Source organism: Streptomyces sp. NBC_00258 (assembly GCF_036182465.1).
GTDB lineage: Bacteria > Actinomycetota > Actinomycetes > Streptomycetales > Streptomycetaceae > Streptomyces.
The window spans coordinates 10,538,362-10,555,285 of sequence record NZ_CP108081.1 but is presented as its reverse complement, the minus strand read 5'-3'; the positions used below and the strand labels follow the sequence as shown (position 1 = coordinate 10,555,285).

18 protein-coding genes are annotated in these 16,924 nt (G+C 70.9%); 10 read left to right on the top strand and 8 right to left on the bottom strand.

Features of this window, described 5'->3' with window-relative positions:
- Positions 1-43 precede the first annotated feature (43 nt).
- A complete protein-coding gene (locus OG718_RS46900) occupies positions 44-580 on the bottom strand; it encodes an adenylate kinase (protein WP_306941480.1) in 537 nt (178 codons plus the stop codon).
- Between the two features lie 189 nt (positions 581-769).
- Here OG718_RS46900 and OG718_RS46895 point away from each other — a divergent pair, with 189 nt between their 5' ends.
- Complete coding sequence (locus OG718_RS46895) at positions 770-1,207, top strand: ester cyclase (protein ID WP_328847040.1); 438 nt, start codon at positions 770-772, stop codon at positions 1,205-1,207.
- A gap of 18 nt (positions 1,208-1,225) precedes the next feature.
- On the opposite strand, the gene OG718_RS46890 is transcribed toward OG718_RS46895, so the two are convergent.
- Positions 1,226-2,806 (bottom strand): MFS transporter, encoded by a 1,581-nt coding sequence (locus tag OG718_RS46890; RefSeq protein WP_328847957.1) that lies wholly within the window; start codon positions 2,804-2,806, stop codon positions 1,226-1,228.
- Positions 2,807-3,446: 640 nt separating this feature from the next.
- Between OG718_RS46890 and OG718_RS46885 the strand changes: the two genes are divergently transcribed.
- From OG718_RS46885 to OG718_RS46870, 4 genes are all read left to right on the top strand, one after another.
- Positions 3,447-3,638, top strand: coding sequence for a hypothetical protein (locus OG718_RS46885; RefSeq protein ID WP_143633617.1), 192 nt, complete (start codon positions 3,447-3,449; stop codon positions 3,636-3,638).
- 279 nt (positions 3,639-3,917) lie between these two features.
- Positions 3,918-4,910, top strand: coding sequence for a dihydroxyacetone kinase subunit DhaK (dhaK, locus tag OG718_RS46880; protein ID WP_143633615.1), 993 nt, complete (start codon positions 3,918-3,920; stop codon positions 4,908-4,910).
- An 81-nt stretch (positions 4,911-4,991) separates the two neighbouring features.
- A complete protein-coding gene (gene dhaL / locus OG718_RS46875) occupies positions 4,992-5,591 on the top strand; it encodes a dihydroxyacetone kinase subunit DhaL (protein ID WP_143633614.1) in 600 nt (199 codons plus the stop codon).
- Position 5,592: 1 nt separating this feature from the next.
- On the top strand, positions 5,593-6,018 hold the full coding sequence (locus OG718_RS46870) for a PTS-dependent dihydroxyacetone kinase phosphotransferase subunit DhaM (protein ID WP_328847956.1): 426 nt from the start codon (positions 5,593-5,595) through the stop codon (positions 6,016-6,018).
- A gap of 11 nt (positions 6,019-6,029) precedes the next feature.
- Here the strand turns inward: OG718_RS46870 and OG718_RS46865 are convergent, their stop codons facing one another.
- Positions 6,030-6,764, bottom strand: coding sequence for a glycoside hydrolase family 75 protein (locus tag OG718_RS46865; RefSeq protein WP_143633612.1), 735 nt, complete (start codon positions 6,762-6,764; stop codon positions 6,030-6,032).
- Between the two features lie 360 nt (positions 6,765-7,124).
- On the opposite strand from OG718_RS46865, the gene OG718_RS46860 reads away from it, so the two are divergent.
- The 3 genes from OG718_RS46860 (at position 7,125) to OG718_RS46850 (ending at position 9,953) form a co-directional block, all read left to right on the top strand.
- Positions 7,125-8,144 (top strand): fibronectin type III domain-containing protein, encoded by a 1,020-nt coding sequence (locus OG718_RS46860; RefSeq protein WP_443055280.1) that lies wholly within the window; start codon positions 7,125-7,127, stop codon positions 8,142-8,144.
- A 105-nt stretch (positions 8,145-8,249) separates the two neighbouring features.
- On the top strand, positions 8,250-9,191 hold the full coding sequence (locus OG718_RS46855; protein ID WP_306941475.1) for a LysR family transcriptional regulator: 942 nt from the start codon (positions 8,250-8,252) through the stop codon (positions 9,189-9,191).
- 201 nt (positions 9,192-9,392) lie between these two features.
- The gene (locus OG718_RS46850) at positions 9,393-9,953 is read left to right on the top strand and encodes a hypothetical protein (RefSeq protein ID WP_306941474.1); all 561 of its coding nucleotides are present in this window, start codon (positions 9,393-9,395) and stop codon (positions 9,951-9,953) included.
- 120 nt (positions 9,954-10,073) lie between these two features.
- Here OG718_RS46850 and OG718_RS46845 read toward each other — a convergent pair whose 3' ends face one another.
- The 3 genes from OG718_RS46845 to OG718_RS46835 all read right to left on the bottom strand — a co-directional run bounded on the left by OG718_RS46845 (position 10,074) and on the right by OG718_RS46835 (position 13,617).
- Positions 10,074-10,628 carry a PadR family transcriptional regulator gene (locus tag OG718_RS46845; RefSeq protein WP_328847039.1) on the bottom strand — a complete coding sequence of 185 codons (555 nt, stop codon included), beginning with the start codon at positions 10,626-10,628 and terminating at the stop codon, positions 10,074-10,076.
- A 31-nt stretch (positions 10,629-10,659) separates the two neighbouring features.
- Positions 10,660-12,675 carry an NADPH-dependent 2,4-dienoyl-CoA reductase gene (locus tag OG718_RS46840; protein ID WP_328847038.1) on the bottom strand — a complete coding sequence of 672 codons (2,016 nt, stop codon included), beginning with the start codon at positions 12,673-12,675 and terminating at the stop codon, positions 10,660-10,662.
- A gap of 168 nt (positions 12,676-12,843) precedes the next feature.
- Complete coding sequence (locus OG718_RS46835; RefSeq protein ID WP_328847037.1) at positions 12,844-13,617, bottom strand: putative protein N(5)-glutamine methyltransferase; 774 nt, start codon at positions 13,615-13,617, stop codon at positions 12,844-12,846.
- Between the two features lie 283 nt (positions 13,618-13,900).
- On the opposite strand from OG718_RS46835, the gene OG718_RS46830 reads away from it, so the two are divergent.
- On the top strand, positions 13,901-14,359 hold the full coding sequence (locus tag OG718_RS46830) for a MarR family winged helix-turn-helix transcriptional regulator (protein ID WP_328847036.1): 459 nt from the start codon (positions 13,901-13,903) through the stop codon (positions 14,357-14,359).
- Positions 14,360-14,465: 106 nt separating this feature from the next.
- On the opposite strand, the gene OG718_RS46825 is transcribed toward OG718_RS46830, so the two are convergent.
- Entirely contained in the window at positions 14,466-15,185 is a 720-nt protein-coding gene (locus tag OG718_RS46825) for a GNAT family N-acetyltransferase (protein ID WP_328847035.1), read from the bottom strand.
- Complete coding sequence (locus OG718_RS46820; protein WP_306941468.1) at positions 15,182-16,102, bottom strand: NADP-dependent oxidoreductase; 921 nt, start codon at positions 16,100-16,102, stop codon at positions 15,182-15,184. The genes OG718_RS46825 and OG718_RS46820 overlap by 4 nt, the downstream gene beginning before the upstream one ends.
- Before the next feature lie 206 nt (positions 16,103-16,308).
- Here OG718_RS46820 and OG718_RS46815 point away from each other — a divergent pair, with 206 nt between their 5' ends.
- A complete protein-coding gene (locus OG718_RS46815; protein ID WP_328847034.1) occupies positions 16,309-16,914 on the top strand; it encodes a sulfite oxidase-like oxidoreductase in 606 nt (201 codons plus the stop codon).
- Positions 16,915-16,924 lie beyond the last annotated feature (10 nt).

The window sequence follows — 16,924 nt, the reverse complement described above, 5'->3', positions numbered from 1 at the left end:
GGCCCGACTCCGGAGATGCGGGCGCATCACGAGGACCGCGAGGCTAACCAGAGGTGGGGTGAGGCCGACCGCGTAGCCACGCGGTCGCCTCTCGCGGGGAACGCAGGTGGATGACGTTCAGGGGCGCGAAGCGTGGGTCGGTCGTGCGGCGGTTGATCTCGGCGCGGCGGGCCGCGTGTTGGGTCCAGGACGACCACGCGGGGTGGTCACCGCCGAACCAGGAGGACAGGGTCTCCACATTGCCGCCGAAGACCCGCTCGCGCAGCAGGGTCCGTCGCAGGGATCTGCGCAGTACGCGCGGCATGACGACGGCTCTGGGGTAATCGAGCCAGATCACGGTGTCGGCGCTGGTCCACAACAGGTCGCGGACCTCGGGGTAACCGAAGGAGTCGAAAATCCAGGCGGGGGTGGCGGCGATCTTCGCGACCTGTTGGTGAAAGTCGGGGTCGACCGTCCAGTCGGGGCCGGTGAACATGAGCGAGTCCATCTCGTGGAACGGCAACTGGAGCCGGACGGAGAGGGCTTGCGCCATGGTGGTTTTTCCGGCCCCGGTGATGCCGGCGACGAGGATGCGTTGCACGCACGGATGCTACGGGCGTGGGTCGGCCTTCGGCGAAGCCGTTTTTCGTTTGCCGGATCGTGGGCCCTGCACGGGGGCCTCGGGGGCCTTTCTTGACCTTGACGCAGCGGCAGGGTTTCTACTCGGAGCCGTACGGACCGGAGCGATCGACGCGCTCGTCGGAGCGATCCCCTTGGAGAGGACACCGAGATGCCCGAGACGACCACCACCACCGAGAAGAACCTGGCCCTGCTGCACACGGCCTACGAGGCGCTGGAGCGCGGCGATCTGGACGCGTGTGCCGAGGTGCTGACGGAGAACTTCATCGCCAACGTCCCCGGGCTGCCCGACCCGTTGCACGGTTCGCAGATCTGGCGGCTGGGGGCTCAGGCCATGTGGGACGGCTTCCCGGACCTGCGGATCAAGGTCGAGGACATGTTCGGCGCCGACGACAAGGTGGCCGTACGGGTCCACTTCCGCGGAACGCACCGGGGCACCTTCCAAGGAATCCCGGCGACGGACCGGCCGGTCAGCTTCCGGAGCATCGAGCTCTACCGCGTCGAAGGCGACCGGATCGCCGAGGAGTGGGTCGCCCCGGACATGATCAGCCTCATGCAGCAGATCTCGCCCACGCCGACCGACCACTGAAGCCGACGGCAGTTGTGCTCAATGGCGTACGGGGGTCTGCGCGGGCGTCTCCTCCGCCGCGGCGGTCGCCTGGCCGCCCGGGTGGCGCAGTGCGCAGAGGAAGCCGATGCCGAGTGCGACGGCCATGCCGTAGAACACCCACTGGTTGGCCTCGGCGAAGTCCATGCGGATCGAGGACATCGCATCGCGCATGGTCGTCGCGGCCGCGCCGTCGCCGGTGGGGGTGCGGGCGTCCGCCTGGCCCGTGATCGACTGCGTCACGTCCCCGGCCACGGAGTCCACCTGGTCCGGCGGTATTCCGCGCTCCTGGAGGGTGTCCACGACGTTGTCGGTCATGGTGTGCGTCAGCATGGTGCCGAAGAGGGCAAGTCCGACGCTGGCCGCATAGTTGCGGACGGTCTGGGTGATGCCGGTGACTTCGCCGTAGGAGGCGTCGATCGCCCGGTTGACGGCGTCCGTCGAGGCAGGGGCGAGGATGAAACCGATGCCCGCGCCGGCGAGCGCGACGTACGGCCACTGGTCGTGCATGGACAGGTCGGTCAATTTGCCGGCCCACAGCGCGAACCCGACGGCGCCCACCACGCAGCCGGTCTTCAACGCGGGGCGGGCGCCCCGCTTGTCGAGGATGCGGCCGCCCCACTGGGAGGCGATGGCGAACCCCACGAAGAAGTACAGCAGGTACAGGGCGGCCTGGTTGGCCGAGGCGCTGAGAGAGACCTGGGCGTAGACCGAGGCGAAGAAGAACACGGGGACGAACGCCAGCATGGCGAAGAAGAGCACCAGCGAGTCCACTGTGAAGGCTCGGTCGCGGAAGACCGACAGGTTGATCAGGGGGTGGCGGGTGCGCAGTTCGTAGCGGCAGAAGGCGTACAGAACCGCGAGGCCCCCGACGATGCAGGCCCATGTGGCCACGCTGTCCCAGCCCCAGGCCGACGCCTGCTGGAAGCCGAGCACGCTCGTGCCCATGCCGACGGCGATCAGCAGAGCGCCCTTGACGTCCAGCGGTTCGTCGCGTCGCCGGTCGGAGATGTGGGCGAGCGCGGTGAGGATCAGGGCCACGACGGCGACGGGAACGTTGACCCAGAAGATGGCCCGCCACGTCCAGGTGGTCAGCCAGCCGCCGAGCAGCGGTCCCACTGCGGTGAGCGCACCGGTGAGGCCGAAGAACAGAGCCAGGGCGCGCCCCCGCCGCTCGATCGGGAACACCGCCACGACGACCGCGAGCGCGGCGGGGAAGAGCAGCGCCGCTCCGAGCCCCTGAGTTGCGCGGAAGGCGACAAGCCATGTCAGTGCGTAGTCTCCGTCGGGTACGCAGCCGCACAGCGCGGAGGAGATGACGAAGATCAGGGTGCCTGCCACGACGACTCGACGTGGTCCCCACAGGTCGGCGAGGCGCCCGCCGACGGCGAAGAACGCGGCCAGGGACAGCAGATAGGCGTTGACCACCCACTGCATTCCCGAGGCTGACAGGCCGAGTTCGGAGACGATGTCGGGCGCGGCGATAGACACGATCGTCTGGTCGATGAACGTCATCGCCACCGCGAACATCATCGCCGCGAGCGCCAGCGGCTGGGAGGCCGCGCGTCCGGCACCGGACATGCTCTCGTTGCGTTGTGCGTGCGTACGGCTCACCTGGCCAGTCTGCGTCCGAACCGGTGACGCCGCACCCGGAGCACATCGGAAACGGTGCGCATGCAAAGGACGCTTGTGGGGCAAGCGGGCAAGCGCCGGAAACGGGCGTCGATGCCATCCTTCGTCGGATCGAGCGAGTGGCCGGTGGCGTCGAAGCCCTTCTGGCCGGCACGGCGTGGTCGGCACGGCTGATCAGCAGGATGTGGCCGGGGACAGAGCACTGATTGTCCCGGCGCGGGAGCGGATCGGGGCCTGGCTTCGGCAGCGAGCGCCCGTCTCGCACGGGGCGCTACGGCCGGGCTTGCGGGAGAAGGACATCACCCAGCCCGACCCCTCCGACCAGGAACAGAACCCCTACCGCTACGCCGAAGGCGACCCCGTCAATCGCATCGACCCCACCGGGGGGTGGGCACGTTGGCCGACTTCGGCTGTGGGGCGATCATGACCAGCGCGGGCGTCACCGCTTCCGCGGCTCCCGCCGTGTGCGCGGGTGTCGGGTACTACGCGGGCGAACTGACCGCGGACACACTGGAATTGATGAGGCCGAACCATTGGGACCGGGGAGTTGCCACTCGGCTCCCCGGGCCTGCTTGAAGGGAATACGGGGATGAAGAGGTTCTCCGGCGACAACAACAGAATGCTGAGAATGTGGCTTGTCGCCTCTGTTCCGTTCGCGGTGTTCCTTGTCTTCCTCATGGTGTTCCAGGGGATGTACGGAGCATGGGTCGGGCTGGCGATCCTGGCGCTCTTCTGGGTCCTGGCCTTCTGGCTGACCTCTCCACCCTCGCGCCAGAAGTAGGACGACGGGGCAGCACGGGCGGCATCGTTTCAAGAACATCTTCCGAACCGGGGGTTCCCGCACAGCAGATCGCCAAGAGACACAGGCGTCCCCTTCCCTCGTTGTCGCTGGCCTCGCGGCGCAACCGGCGGAACAGTCCCAAGAACCCTGGCGCGCCCAGGAGCGTCCGCGCACGTGACCTTCGCTGCCACAAGGTCGATACTTCCGACAGAAGCGCTCACTCCGACCAGCAAGAACACAGGCAGTATGGTCGCCTGTTCGGCTCACCAGGAGGTACCCATGAAGATGCTCATCAACGTCGCGGAAACCGTTGTCGCGGACGCGCTGCGGGGCATGGCGGCCGCCCATCCCGAGCTGACCGTGGATGTCGAGAACCGGGTGATCGTACGGCGGGATGCTCCGGTGCCCGGGAAGGTGGGGCTTGTTTCGGGTGGTGGTTCGGGGCACGAGCCGCTGCACGGCGGGTTCGTGGGTCCCGGGATGCTTTCGGCGGCCTGTCCCGGCGAGGTGTTCACGAGTCCGGTGCCGGACCAGATGGTGCGGGCGGCGGCCGCCGTGGACAGCGGCGCCGGTGTGCTGTTCATCGTGAAGAACTACACGGGTGACGTGCTCAACTTCGACATGGCTGCGGAGCTGGCCGAGGACGAGGGCATCCAGATCGCCAAGGTCCTCGTCAACGACGACGTGGCGGTGACCGACAGCCTCTACACGGCCGGCCGCCGCGGCACCGGCGCGACGCTGTTCGTGGAGAAGATCGCGGGCGCGGCAGCCGAGGAGGGCCAGCCGCTGGAGCGGGTGGAGGCACTCGCCCGGCAGGTCAACGAGAACTCGCGCAGTTTCGGCGTCGCGCTCAGCGCCTGCACGACTCCGGCCAAGGGCAGCCCCACCTTCGATCTGCCGGCCGGGGAGCTGGAGTTGGGCGTCGGCATCCACGGCGAGCCCGGCCGGGAGCGGCGGGCCATGATGACCTCGCGGGAGATCGCCGACTTCTCGGTGAACGCGATCCTGGAGGACATGAGCCCCCGCAACCCCGTCCTGGTCCTGGTGAACGGCATGGGCGCCACACCGCTCCTGGAGCTGTACGGGTTCAACGCGGAGGTGCAGCGGGTGCTGACCGAGCGCGGGGTCCCGGTGGCGCGCACTCTCGTCGGCAACTACGTCACGTCGCTCGACATGGCCGGCGCCTCGGTGACCCTGTGCCAGGTCGACGAGGACCTGCTGCGGCTGTGGGACGCGCCGGTGCGTACGGCGGGCCTGCGCTGGGGCATGTGACGCTCCCCCGGCCAGTGCCGGTGCGATCCCCGGCCCGTGCCGGTGCGCCCGGTCAACACCTTTACCACGCAAGGAGATCCAGTGCTCGACGCCGACTTCTTCCGCCGTTGGATGACGGCGACCGCCGCGTCCGTGGACCGAGAGGCGGAACGGCTGACCGCCCTCGACTCGCCGATCGGCGACGCCGACCACGGCAGCAACCTTCAGCGCGGCTTCAGGGCCGTGTCGGCCACGTTGGAGAAGGAGGCGCCGGACACGCCCGGCGCCGTCCTGATGCTCGCCGGACGGCAGTTGATCTCGACGGTGGGCGGCGCGTCGGGGCCGCTGTACGGGACGCTGCTGCGCCGCACGGGCAAGGCGCTCGGTGACGCGTCCGAGGTCGACGAGCAGGAGCTCGCGCAGGCGCTGCGCACCGGTGTGGACGCGGTGATGCAGCTCGGCGGGGCCGCGCCCGGCGACAAGACCATGATCGACACACTGGTGCCCGCGGTCGACGCGCTCGGCGAGTCCTTCGCCGCGGCACGGGCGGCCGCCGAGGAGGGCGCCCTGTCGACCACGCCGTTGCAGGCCCGCAAGGGCCGGGCGAGTTACCTGGGCGAGCGCAGCATCGGACACCAGGATCCCGGTGCCACCTCCTCGGCCCTCCTGATCGCGGCGCTCGCGGAGGCGGCCGGTGAGTGACGTGCCGAGCGCGACGGGAAGCAACGGGAAACTGGTGGGCATCGTGCTCGTCTCGCACAGCGCGGCCGTGGCCGCCTCGGTCGCCGAACTGGCGACGGGGCTCGCCGGCGGCGGTACGACCGCTCCGGTGGCACCCGCGGGTGGCACCGAGGACGGCGGCTTCGGCACCAGCTCCGAGCTGATCTCGGCCGCCGCCGCAGCCGTGGACCGGGGCGCCGGTGTCGCCGTACTCACCGACCTCGGCAGCGCGGTCCTCACTGTGAAGGCACTGTTGGCCGAGGGCGACGAACTCCCGGCGGGCACCCGTCTGGTGGACGCCCCCTTCGTCGAGGGCGCGGTGGCGGCGGTCGTCACGGCGTCCACGGGAGCCGACCTGGCGGCGGTGGAGGCGGCCGCCGCGGACGCGTACAGCTATCGGAAGGTGTGAGACGGGCGCCCTCAGCGGTTCGCGTTCCGCCTGATGAACTCCCGGGCCAGTCGCTCGCCCTCGGCGACGGCCGCCCGGGGGTTCTCGATGGGAGACGCGCTCGAGCCCTCGAAGAAGATGTACGTGACCCCGGAAGCTGCCCCGCCGCCCTGCGGGTCGGGGCGGATGCCGAGGCCCCGGGCCGTGGCGTACGACGCCTCGCCGATGAGGCCCTCGGGGCCGAGGTCGCCGACGACCGCGTACTGCACACGGTCGCCGTGGATCACGGCGGCGACCGTACCGCTGCGGACTCCGTGCTCGTCGTGGTCCCAGATGTGGCTCGCGGCGGGCACGACGACGTACGGAAGGGTCGCGGCGTCGAGCTGGTTCCCGTCGGACTGCTGGAAGGCGGTGGTGTCGGCGAAGAGCGGGTCGGTGCTCTCGTTGCAGTACGGGCCGGGCCGGCCGTCGCAGTCGATGTCCAGGTCGGCCTTCCAGAAGACCGCGCCGCGCTTTCCGCAGACGGGGATGTCCGCGGGCGCACCGTTGTCGGTGCGGTAGAGGCCGCGGGAGACGGGCACACAGTCGCGCACCGCGGCCAGCAGGTCGGCGGCCCGGACACCCCCTGCGGATCCGGCATTCCCCGGAGGGCCCGCGTTCCCCGCGCGCTCGTGCACGGCATCGGGCAACGGGGCGACGTCGGAGATCGTGGTGGGGGCGAGCAGGGCAGCGCCGGCCGCGGCCAGCGTCAGCGACTGGGCACGCACGATAAGAGACCCTCTCCTGGGCGGGCACTGACGAACACTCAGCCCAATCTGGTGGGGGTTCGATCATGTGGCCACCGTTGGGGGGCCGTACGGAGCACGTCCGGTGACGTCTCGTCGGGGGCCGGGCGGCCGGAGCCGATGTCGGCTCCGGCCGCCCGGCCGCCCTCGCCGGCGCGGGATCAGCGACGACAGCGTTCCGCACCGTGGGCATGAACTTCCCTACGACAAGGGCGAGTTCAGCCGCGAAGAGCATCAGCATACGTAACGTCCGGTCGATATCGCGAACACGGCCCTCTTGATGTGGTCACGCCCACCAGGCCATATTGGTCCGGACCATTCCCGTCGAGGGAGGGCAGGGCTGTGCGACGCGTACTCCTGCGAGCCGCGGTGGTCTGCGGCGCGTTGCTCATGGTGGTGTCCTGCGGCTGGGGCGGCGAGGGCCCGGGCGGGGACGACCGGCCGCCCGCGGCCCCGGCGGGCGTCACCGCGGCGGCGGGCAGTTCCACCAGCGTGCACGTCATGTGGAACCGGGCCTCCGGGAAGCCCGAGGTCGCCCACTACGAGGTGTATCGCGGCACCACGATGGTGAAGGAAGTACCGGGTTCGGACCACATGGTCGACATCACCAGGCTCAAGCCGTCGACCATGTACGCCTTCTCCGTACGCGCGCGGGACGCCGACGGGCGGCTCGGACCGCCCAGCGAGCGGGTGCGGGCCACCACTCCGGCCGCGACCGCCGCCGACGGACGGGCCCCGAGCGCCCCGCAGCGTTCCCGCGGCAAGGCGGCCGGGAGCCGGGCCGCCCAGTTGTCCTGGGACAGGTCCACGGACAACCGGGGCGTGGCCTCGTACGACATCTATCAGGGAGACTCGAAGATCCACAGTGTGGGCGGCGCACAGACGGCGACCGTGGTCACGGGGCTGCGGCCGGGCACGCGGTACTCCTTCACGGTCCGGGCGCGGGACGCTGCGGACAACGTCTCGCCCGCGAGCTCGGCCGTACGGATCACGACGGCTGCCGGCTCCGACGACGGCAAGGGCACGGATGCGGACTCGGGCACCGGCCTGGCGCCGACCGGCTTCCGGGCCTCGACGCATCGCACCGACGGGGCGTACTACCTCGACCTCTCCTGGGTTCCGCCGAACGCCGAGACGATCGACGGGGTGATCACCGAGTACCAGATCCAGCTCGACCGGCAGCCCGCCACCTCGCTCGTCTGGGGCGGGACGGCGCCGCGCGACAAGGCGACGTACAGCTTCTACGTGGGGCGGGAGGCCGGGGTCACCCAGCGGGTGCGGATCAGGGCGAAGCTGCCCGACGGAACATGGAGCGGCTTCTCCGCGGAGCGGACGGTGACGACGGGAGCGGCACGGCCGTAGGGCGGGGCGGTGAGGTGGTACGGCGGGTGTGGCGGCGCCGTACCCGCGCAGGCGGCGGGTGCCCGAAGGCGGTTCCGGCCATAGACGGAGCCTAGGATTCTCCGTATGCCCCATAGGGAATCCAATGGCACCGCCGCGTCCGCCGCCCCGCTCGATCTCTCGCTGCTGCGGACCTTCCTGGCCGTGCACCGGGCGGGTTCGTTCACGGCGGCGGCGCGGCTGCTGGGGCTGTCGCAGCCGACAGTGACCACGCAGATCCGGTCCCTGGAGGACCAGCTGGGGCGTGAGCTGTTCGAGCGGCGGCCGCGCGGTGTGGTGTCGACCTCGGTCGCCGACGAGCTGGCCGCGCAGGTCGCGGCGCCACTGGACGCGCTCGCGACGGTCACGGACCGCGGCGGGTTCGGTGCGGACGTGGTGCCGGAGCCGGTCCATGTGGCGGGTCCCGCGGAACTGCTGTGCACACGGGTGCTGCCCGCGCTGGCCCCGCTGACCGGGCAGGGGGTGCGGCTGCGGGTCACCACCGGGCTGACCGACGGTCTGCTGGAGGGACTGCGCGGCGGCCGCTTCGACCTGGCGATCGCCACGTCACGGCCGCGCGGCCGCACACTGAGCGCGGTGCCGCTGGCCGACGAGGAGTTCGTCCTCGTGGCAGCGCCCGCCTGGGCCGAACGGATCGGCCAGGACCGGGTCGCCGCCGAGGGGCCCGCCGTGCTGCACGGGGCACCCCTGATCTCGTACGCCGAGGATCTGCCCATCGCGCGACGCTACTGGCGGCACGTCTTCGGCGTACGGCTGACAGGGCAGGCGGCGATCACGGTGCCGGATCTGCGCGGCGTCCTCGCGGCGGTGGTGGCGGGCGCCGGGATCTCGGTGCTCCCCCGCTATCTGTGCCTCGACGAGCTGGCCTCCGGCACGCTGATCACCCTGCTGGACCCGGAGGACCCGCCGATCAACACCGCGTATCTGGTGCGGCGCCCGGGGGTGTCGGACAACCCGCATGTCGCGCTCGTCGGGGAACGGATCCTGGCGGCCGGACGGACCTGGTGACGGCCCGCGGAAAGTAGCGGGCCGCTCCGGTGGTACGCCACCGGCGGTCGGCCGGACGAAGGAATTCGTCACCTGCCCGGTCCCGGCCCGCATGCGGAACCGGTGATCCTCGCATTGGCTCGGTCCGAAGGCGCACGGGCGTTCCCAATCCTCGGCGGCGCATGGGATGTACCGCCAACCGTGCTGTCGGAGGGCAGTTCTATGCGTATGACCCAGATGCTCGTCCGCTCCGGCCTGACCGTGGCGGCCGCCGCCGCGCTGCCGCTGACCCTCACCGCCACGGAGGCGGTCGCGGTGAACACGGCCATCAATGTGACCACCAGTGGCACGACGGTGCAGGTGACCACCACCGACTGTGCCACCAGGTCCAACGGCTCCATGGGGAATGCCTCACTGCTCTCCAGCGGTCAGGCCAACTTCGCGCAGGGGCGCCAGGCGACCTTGTCAGGGACCAGCACCAGCCAGGCCGCGGCCTGGTCCAACGTCACCACCGGCACCTACACCGTCATCGTGGTCTGCGCCGACGGCACGACGGCGGGCACCCAGTCCGTCACCGTCTCCCCCGTCTCCAGCCCCACAATCTCTGCGACTGCGACTGCGACATCGTCGGCATCACCGTCGCGCGGGGTCATGGGCGGGATGGGCGGCGGTACGAAGGACTACGGTGCCGCCACCTACGCGGCGGGCGGCGTCCTGGTGGCGGCGGGAGTCGGAGCCACGGTCTGGGTCCTGCGCCGGCGCGCCAAGCCGCACCGGCTGTGAGCACGGCGGCGGCCCGGTACCCCGGTCTCGACGGGCAGCCCGGGCCGCCGCCGACCACCTGAAGTGCCGACGACCTGAAGTGCCGATCACCCGAATCCGGACCATCCGAAATCCGGACCGTCAGGACGCCGGATCTTCCGCGGGCAGCCGTCCGAACTCCTCCAGCGCGTGCGTCAGCCAGCGCGTCCAGAAGGTCTCCAGGTCGATCCCGGCCCGCAGGACGAGGTGCTGAAGGCGGTCCTGCGGCGCGTCCCTGCCGGGCGGGAAGTCGCGCTCCTGGATCTCCTCGTACTCCGCCAACTGCCGCTGGTGCAGGTCGAGATGGCGCCGCAGGTCCGCCTCGATGCCCTCCGTGCCGACCACCGCCGCGGCCCGGAGCCGCAGCAGCATCGTGTCGCGCAGTGGCTTCGGGTCATGGGACGCGGCGGTCCACCTGGCCAGTTCGGCACGGCCCGCGGGCAGGACCTCGTACCGCTTCTTCTGTCCCCGGGCCGGCTGTTGCGTGGGGAGGGCCCTGATGTGTCCCTCGGCCTCCAGTTTTCCCAGCTCGCGATAGATCTGCTGATGCGTCGCCGACCAGAAGTAGCCGATCGACCTGTCGAAGCGACGGGTCAGCTCAAGCCCCGAGGACGGCTTCTCGAGCAGGGCGGTGAGGATCGCGTGCGGGAGTGACATGGAGTCATCCTAGGGACGGTCCGTACGGCCCCTACAGTGCCGCCGCCAGCTCCGTGCCCTGCTTGATGGCCCGCTTGGCGTCCAGCTCGGCCGCCACGTCGGCACCGCCGATGAGGTGCACGCTGCGGCCGTCGGCGCGCAGCGCCTCGTACAGGTCGCGGCGCGGTTCCTGCCCCGTGCAGAGCACGATCGTGTCGACCGGAAGGACTGAGGCCCGGCCGTCGACGGTGACATGCAGGCCGGCGTCGTCGATACGGTCGTACTGGACGCCCGGGACCATGGTGACTCCGCGGTGCTTGAGTTCGGTGCGGTGGATCCAGCCGGTGGTCTTGCCGAGACCCCCGCCGACCTTCGACGCCTTGCGCTGCAGGAGGTGGACGGTACGCGGCGGGGCGGGCCGATCCGGGGTGCCGAGGCCGCCGGGCGCCCGGTAGTCCATGTCGACGCCCCAGTGCCGGAAGTACGTGGCCGGGTCCTCGCTGGCCTTGTCACCGCCGTCGGTCAGGTACTCGGCGACGTCGAAGCCGATGCCGCCCGCGCCGAGGATCGCGACACGGTCGCCGACGGGCGCGCCGTCGCGCAGCACGTCGAGGTAGCCGACGACGCTGGGGTGGTCGACACCGGGAATCTCGGGGGTGCGCGGGCTGACCCCCGTGGCGACGACGACCTCGTCGTACCCGGAGACGTCCTCGGCAGTGACGGGGGTGTTCAACCGCACGTCCACGCCGTGCAGTTCGAGCTGCGTACGGAAGTAGCGGATCGTCTCGTCGAACTCCTGCTTGCCGGGGACCCGGCGGGCCACGTTGAGCTGGCCGCCGATTTCGTGCGCGGCGTCGTAGAGGGTGACGTCGTGGCCTCGCTCGGCGGCGCTGACCGCGCAGGCGAGTCCGGCCGGGCCCGCGCCGACCACGGCAACCTGCTTGCGCCGCCTGGTCGGTGAGAGGACGAGCTCGGTCTCGTGGCAGGCCCGCGGGTTCACCAGGCACGACGTGATCTTGCCGCTGAACGTGTGGTCGAGGCAGGCCTGGTTGCAGCCGATGCAGGTGTTGATGGCCTCGGGGCGCCCGGCTTCCGCCTTGGCCACGAAGTCCGGGTCGGCGAGCATCGGGCGGGCCAGCGACACCATGTCGGCGTACCCCTCGGCGAGCAACTGCTCTGCGAGATCAGGGGTGTTGATGCGGTTCGTCGTCACCAGCGGGATCGACACGGCACCCATGACTTTCTTGGTCACCCAGGCGTACGCGCCGCGCGGCACCGAGGTCGCGATGGTGGGGATCCGGGCCTCGTGCCAGCCGATACCGGTGTTGATGATGGTCGCCCCGGCCGCCTCGACGGCCTTGGCGAGCGTGATCACCTCGTCGAACGAGGATCCGCCCGGGACCAGATCCAGCATCGACAGCCGGTAGATGATGATGAAGTCCTCGCCGACCGCCTCCCGCACCCGGCGGACGATCTCGACGGGGAACCGCATGCGGTTCTCGTAGGAACCACCCCAGCGGTCTTCGCGTTTGTTGGTCTGGGCGGCGATGAACTCGTTGATGAGGTAGCCCTCGGAGCCCATGATCTCGACGCCGTCGTAGCCGGCCTGCCGCGCGAGACGGGCCGCCCTGGCGTAGTCGTCGATGGTCCGCTCGACCTCGTCGTCGGTGAGCGCGTGCGGCGGGTACGGGCTGATCGGCGCCTGGAGGGCGCTCGGGGCGACCAGGTCCTGATGGTAGGCGTACCGCCCGAAGTGGAGGATCTGCATCGCGATCTTCCCGCCCTCGCGGTGCACCGCGGTGGTGATCCCGGTGTGCTGCTCGGCCTCCGCCTCGGTGGTGAGCTTGGCCCCGCCCTCGTACGGGCGGCCCGCCTCGTTGGGGGCGATGCCGCCGGTGACGATGAGGCCGACGCCGCCGCGCGCCCGGGCGGCGTAGAACTCCGCCATGCGCTCGAAGCCGCGCTCGGCCTCTTCCAGGCCGACGTGCATGGAGCCCATGAGCACGCGGTTCGCCAACGTGGTGAAGCCCAGGTCGAGCGGGTTCAGCAGATGCGGGTAACGGCTCATGGGCCCCTCCGTACGCGGTGTCGTCATGTCTTTGTAGACGACGAGCCAATCCTTTTGCAACTAGTTGCAAAAGGATTGGGGGGTCAATGTGACGAGCACCTCGCCCGTCAGGGGCGCGGGGAACTGCGCGACCAGCCACGGACGACCCGCAGCCTCAGTCCCGCACCCTCAGCCACCCTTCACGCCGATCACGACGTTCGCGTAGAGCTCCTCCGAGACCTCCAGCCTCGGGATCAGTCCGGCACCGGCGAATATCTCGACGGCCAGGCCGGTCTGGCGCTCACTCGTCTCGACGAGGAGACTCCCGCCGGGCGCCAGCCACCGCGGCGCCTCCACGGCGACCCGACGCAGGACGTCGAGCCCGTCCCCACCCCCGTCGAGCGCCACGAGAGGTTCATGATCCCGGGCCTCCGGCGGCAGCAGCCCGACCTCACCGGTGGGAACGTACGGCACATTGGCAGCCAGAATGCCGATGCGGCCACGGAGGCCATGGGGCAACGCCTCGAAGAGATCACCCTCGTGGACATGAGCACCCCGGCCCACGTTCCGCCGAGCGCACCGCACCGCGGCGGGATCGACATCGGCGGCGTGCAGCTCAACGCCGGGAAGCGCGGCGGCGAGCGCCGCACCCACCGCACCGGAGCCACAGCACAGGTCCACGACGACGGGGGCCTCGGGGGCGAGCGCGACGGCCTGCTCGACCAGGAACTCCGTTCGGCGGCGGGGCACGAAGACGCCGGGTTCCACTGCTATGCGCAGACCTCTGAACTCGGCCCAGCCCAGGACGTGTTCGAGGGGCAGGCCCGCGACCCGGCCGTCCACCATCACGGTGAGTTCGGCGGGTGTGCGTGCGGTGGAGAGGATCAGTCGCGCCTCGTCCTCGGCGAAGACACAACCTGCGGAGCGGAGCGCGGTGACGACCTGTGCGTAAGAAGGTGGCATGGAAGCCGAGAGCCTTTCGGGAAGCCGAAGGGCGCCCTCCAGGTCACCTGATGCCGGTGAGGCCCTGAGGCGAGAGCACCCGAGCTGACACAGCGGTAATGGGGCTCACCTCCTCGGTCCGTTCGCGGCTGGGGCGGTCCGCAGCCGGACGGCAACATTACACGGCGCCACCCCCGGCCGGGACCCGGTCCCAGGCCCTCCGCGCATCACACCCGAGGCACCTCTAGTTGCATTAGGCAACCACTTAGTTGTATGGTGCAACCAGAAGAGAAAGGAAGAAACCGTGAACGCAGCCGACGTGTCCATCGAGACGATCCACCACGAGCTGACGGCCTTCGCCCGCCGCGCCCGGGCCTCGGCGGGACGTCTGCACCCCGAGCTGTCCCTGGTCTCGTACACGCTGCTCGGCCACCTGGAGGACGTCGGCGGCTGCCGGGCCACCGACCTGGCCGCGCACTACGCCCTGGACAAGTCCACGGTCAGCCGCCAGGTCTCCGCCCTCGAACGCGCAGGGCTGGTCGAACGCCGCGCCGATCCCCAGGACCAGCGCGTCCAGGTGCTCCACCTCACCCCCGCCGGCACGGAGATCCTCGCCCAGGTGACCGCGAGCCGCCGGGTGGCGTTCCGCGAGCGGCTCGCGGGCTGGCCGGAGGAGGACCTGGAGCGGTTCGCCGGGTATCTGCTGCGGTACAACGCGGCGGTGGGTGGCGTGACCTTCAAGGCCACGTCCGCGAGCGACTGAGGCACGGCGGAGGCGCGAGCGGGCAGGCGGCGCGACCCGTCACGTGTCAAGGCCCGCCGCACCACCATCCTTCAAGCCCGCCGCGGCCCCACGCCCTCCCCCGCCGCTAGGCGACCCCCAACGTCTGCCGGTCGCCGAGCGGTTCGGGCACCCGCGCCCCCACGAACCTCGTCCTGCGCCGCAGCCGGAAGCCCATCGCCTCATAGAGCCGGATGGCGGTGGTGTTGTCGGCGGCGGCGTGCAGGAACGGGGTCTCGCCCCGGGCGCGTATGCCGTGGGCGACCGCCAGGGTCAGCCGGGTCGCGAGGCCCTCACCGCGGAAGTCCGGATCGGTGCAGACCGCGCTGATCTCGGTCCAGCCCGGTGGATGCAGCCGCTCCCCCGCCATGGCGATCAGGGCCCCGTTCCGGCGAATCCCGAGATACGTGCCGAGTTCGACGGTCCGCGGCAGGAACGGGCCCGGTCTGGTGCGCTCGACCAGGTCCAGCATCTCCGGTACGTCGGCGGGACCGAGCCGTACGGCCTCCGGCTCCGGCGCGGTGGCCAGGCCGTCGTCCACGAGTTGTACGCCGTCCAGGCTGAACGTCACGTCCCAGCCGTCCGGGATGCCGCCGTCGAAGGCGGGGAGCCCTATCTCCTCGCCGGGGCCGACGAGTGCCGCGAGGTCGGCCCAGTCGTCGGCGTCCGGCTCGTCGGGCAGTGCCAGCCAGGGCGACACGTCGACGGGGTAGCGCAGCACGCGGCCGCGGTGCTCGGCGAAGTGGGCGTGCGGGCCGGTCAGCGAGCCCAGCGCCGGATTGTCCAGCGGGTGACGTGCCCCGCTCATATGGCGACCTCGATCACGACCTTGCCGCGCGTGTGGCCCTCCTCGACGGTACGCAGCGCCTCCCCGGCCCGTTCGAGCGGGAACGTCTGCGTCACGAAGGGGTCCAGTTTGCCGTCGGCCACGAGCTGAACCACCTGGTCGAGCACCGCGGCGGTACGGGCCCGCGCGACGGGCGAGCCGCCGAGCCGGGCCACGATGTCCTTGCCGCCCGCGGTGATCAGCTTCGTCCGGTCCGCGACCAGCTCGGACGCGGCTTCGAGGACCTCACCGCCGACCACGTCGTACACGGCGTCCACGCCGTCGGGCGCCACGGCCCGTACACCGCTGACGAAGTCCGGGCCCGAGGGCACATGGACGGCACCGAGCGACTCGACCAGGTCCTTCTTGCCCGCGCTCGCGACACCGATGACGTTCACGCCGTCGGCGCGGGCGATCTGGATCACCGAGACGCCCACACCGCCGCCCGCGCCCGTGACCAGCAGGGTCGAGCCGGCCGGCAGGTTCAGCTGGCGGACTCCGTCGTAGGCGGTCGCCGCCGCGACGGGCAGGGCCGCGGCGTCCGTGAACGAGACCCCGGCGGGCTTGTGCGCGGTGACCGCCACGGGGAGCAGCACGTACTCGGCGAACGCCCCGGCGACCGGGTTGCCGAAGACCTCGTCCCCGACCGCGAAGCCCGTGACGCCCTCGCCGACCTCCTCGACGACTCCGGCGGCCTCGTTGCCGAACACGGCGGGCACCGCGCGCGGCTGCTGGCCGGGGCGCTGGTAGCCGGTGCGCTGCTTGGAGTCGACGGGGTTCACGCCCGCCGCCCGGACGGCGACCAGCAGTTCGCCGGGTCCGGGGCTCGGGCGGTCCTGGTCGACGAGGGCTTCGGTCTCGGGGCCGCCGTACCGGGTGAAGACGTACGCCTTGGGCATTGCTCCGTCACTCTCCTTCGCGCAGGGGTGGGCAATAGCGGCAAGGAAGATCACGGGGCTGCTATTCCCCGGCCACCGGACTGTTCACGCGGCCGCAATGATCCGGGGGCGGTCCAGGGGCGGGGCTTCCCGGCGGGCCCGGTACCGTGGAGGGCGTACGCAACGATCAAGGGCCGCCGTTCGGCAGGCCTGGAGGCACCTCCCGTATGAACGTCACCCGAGGCTTCACCGGGCGCCCGCGCGTCCGCAACGACGGGCTGCCGCCCGGCCAGTACGACGCGGGCGACGACTGGCCCGTCCTGTCCGCGGAGGTCACGCCGGACCTGGCGCCCGAGGAGTGGACGTTCACCGTCGACGGTCTGGTCGCCGAACCGCGCACCTGGACCTGGGACGAGGCGCACGCGCTGCCGCCGTCCGCGTACGAGGGCGACATCCACTGCGTGACGAGCTGGTCGAAGTTCGGGGTGCGCTTCGGGGGCGTGTCACTCGACGCGTTTCTCGACGAGGTCCGTCCGGCGCCGGAGGCCACACACGTCGTCGCGTACTCGCACACCGGTTACACCACGAACCTCCCCCTCGCCGATCTCACCGGCGGGCGCGCCTGGATCGTGTGGGATTACGGGGACGGGCCGCTGCCCGCCGAGCACGGTGGTCCGGCGCGGCTGATCGTGCCGCATCTGTACTTCTGGAAGAGCGCCAAGTGGATCGCGGGCCTGCGGCTCCTGGACCACGACGAGCCGGGCTTCTGGGAGCAGAACGGCTACCACCACCGCGGCAACCCCTGGGAAGAGCAGCGCTACTCCGGTGACTGAGACCTCCATG

Excerpts from the sequence above, each read along its gene's own strand:
- OG718_RS46820 (WP_306941468.1), bottom strand. The coding sequence starts at position 16,102 with ATGCCCAAGGCGTACGTCTTCACCCGGTACGGCGGCCCCGAGACCGAA.
- OG718_RS46850 (WP_306941474.1), top strand. The coding sequence starts at position 9,393 with ATGCGTATGACCCAGATGCTCGTCCGCTCCGGCCTGACCGTGGCGGCC.
- OG718_RS46855 (WP_306941475.1), top strand. The coding sequence starts at position 8,250 with ATGCCCCATAGGGAATCCAATGGCACCGCCGCGTCCGCCGCCCCGCTC.
- OG718_RS46885 (WP_143633617.1), top strand. The coding sequence starts at position 3,447 with ATGAAGAGGTTCTCCGGCGACAACAACAGAATGCTGAGAATGTGGCTT.
- OG718_RS46815 (WP_328847034.1), top strand. The coding sequence starts at position 16,309 with ATGAACGTCACCCGAGGCTTCACCGGGCGCCCGCGCGTCCGCAACGAC.
- OG718_RS46825 (WP_328847035.1), bottom strand. The coding sequence starts at position 15,185 with ATGAGCGGGGCACGTCACCCGCTGGACAATCCGGCGCTGGGCTCGCTG.
- dhaK (WP_143633615.1), top strand. The coding sequence starts at position 3,918 with ATGAAGATGCTCATCAACGTCGCGGAAACCGTTGTCGCGGACGCGCTG.
- OG718_RS46835 (WP_328847037.1), bottom strand. The coding sequence starts at position 13,617 with ATGCCACCTTCTTACGCACAGGTCGTCACCGCGCTCCGCTCCGCAGGT.
- OG718_RS46890 (WP_328847957.1), bottom strand. The coding sequence starts at position 2,806 with ATGTCCGGTGCCGGACGCGCGGCCTCCCAGCCGCTGGCGCTCGCGGCG.
- OG718_RS46840 (WP_328847038.1), bottom strand. The coding sequence starts at position 12,675 with ATGAGCCGTTACCCGCATCTGCTGAACCCGCTCGACCTGGGCTTCACC.
- OG718_RS46845 (WP_328847039.1), bottom strand. The coding sequence starts at position 10,628 with ATGTCACTCCCGCACGCGATCCTCACCGCCCTGCTCGAGAAGCCGTCC.
- OG718_RS46895 (WP_328847040.1), top strand. The coding sequence starts at position 770 with ATGCCCGAGACGACCACCACCACCGAGAAGAACCTGGCCCTGCTGCAC.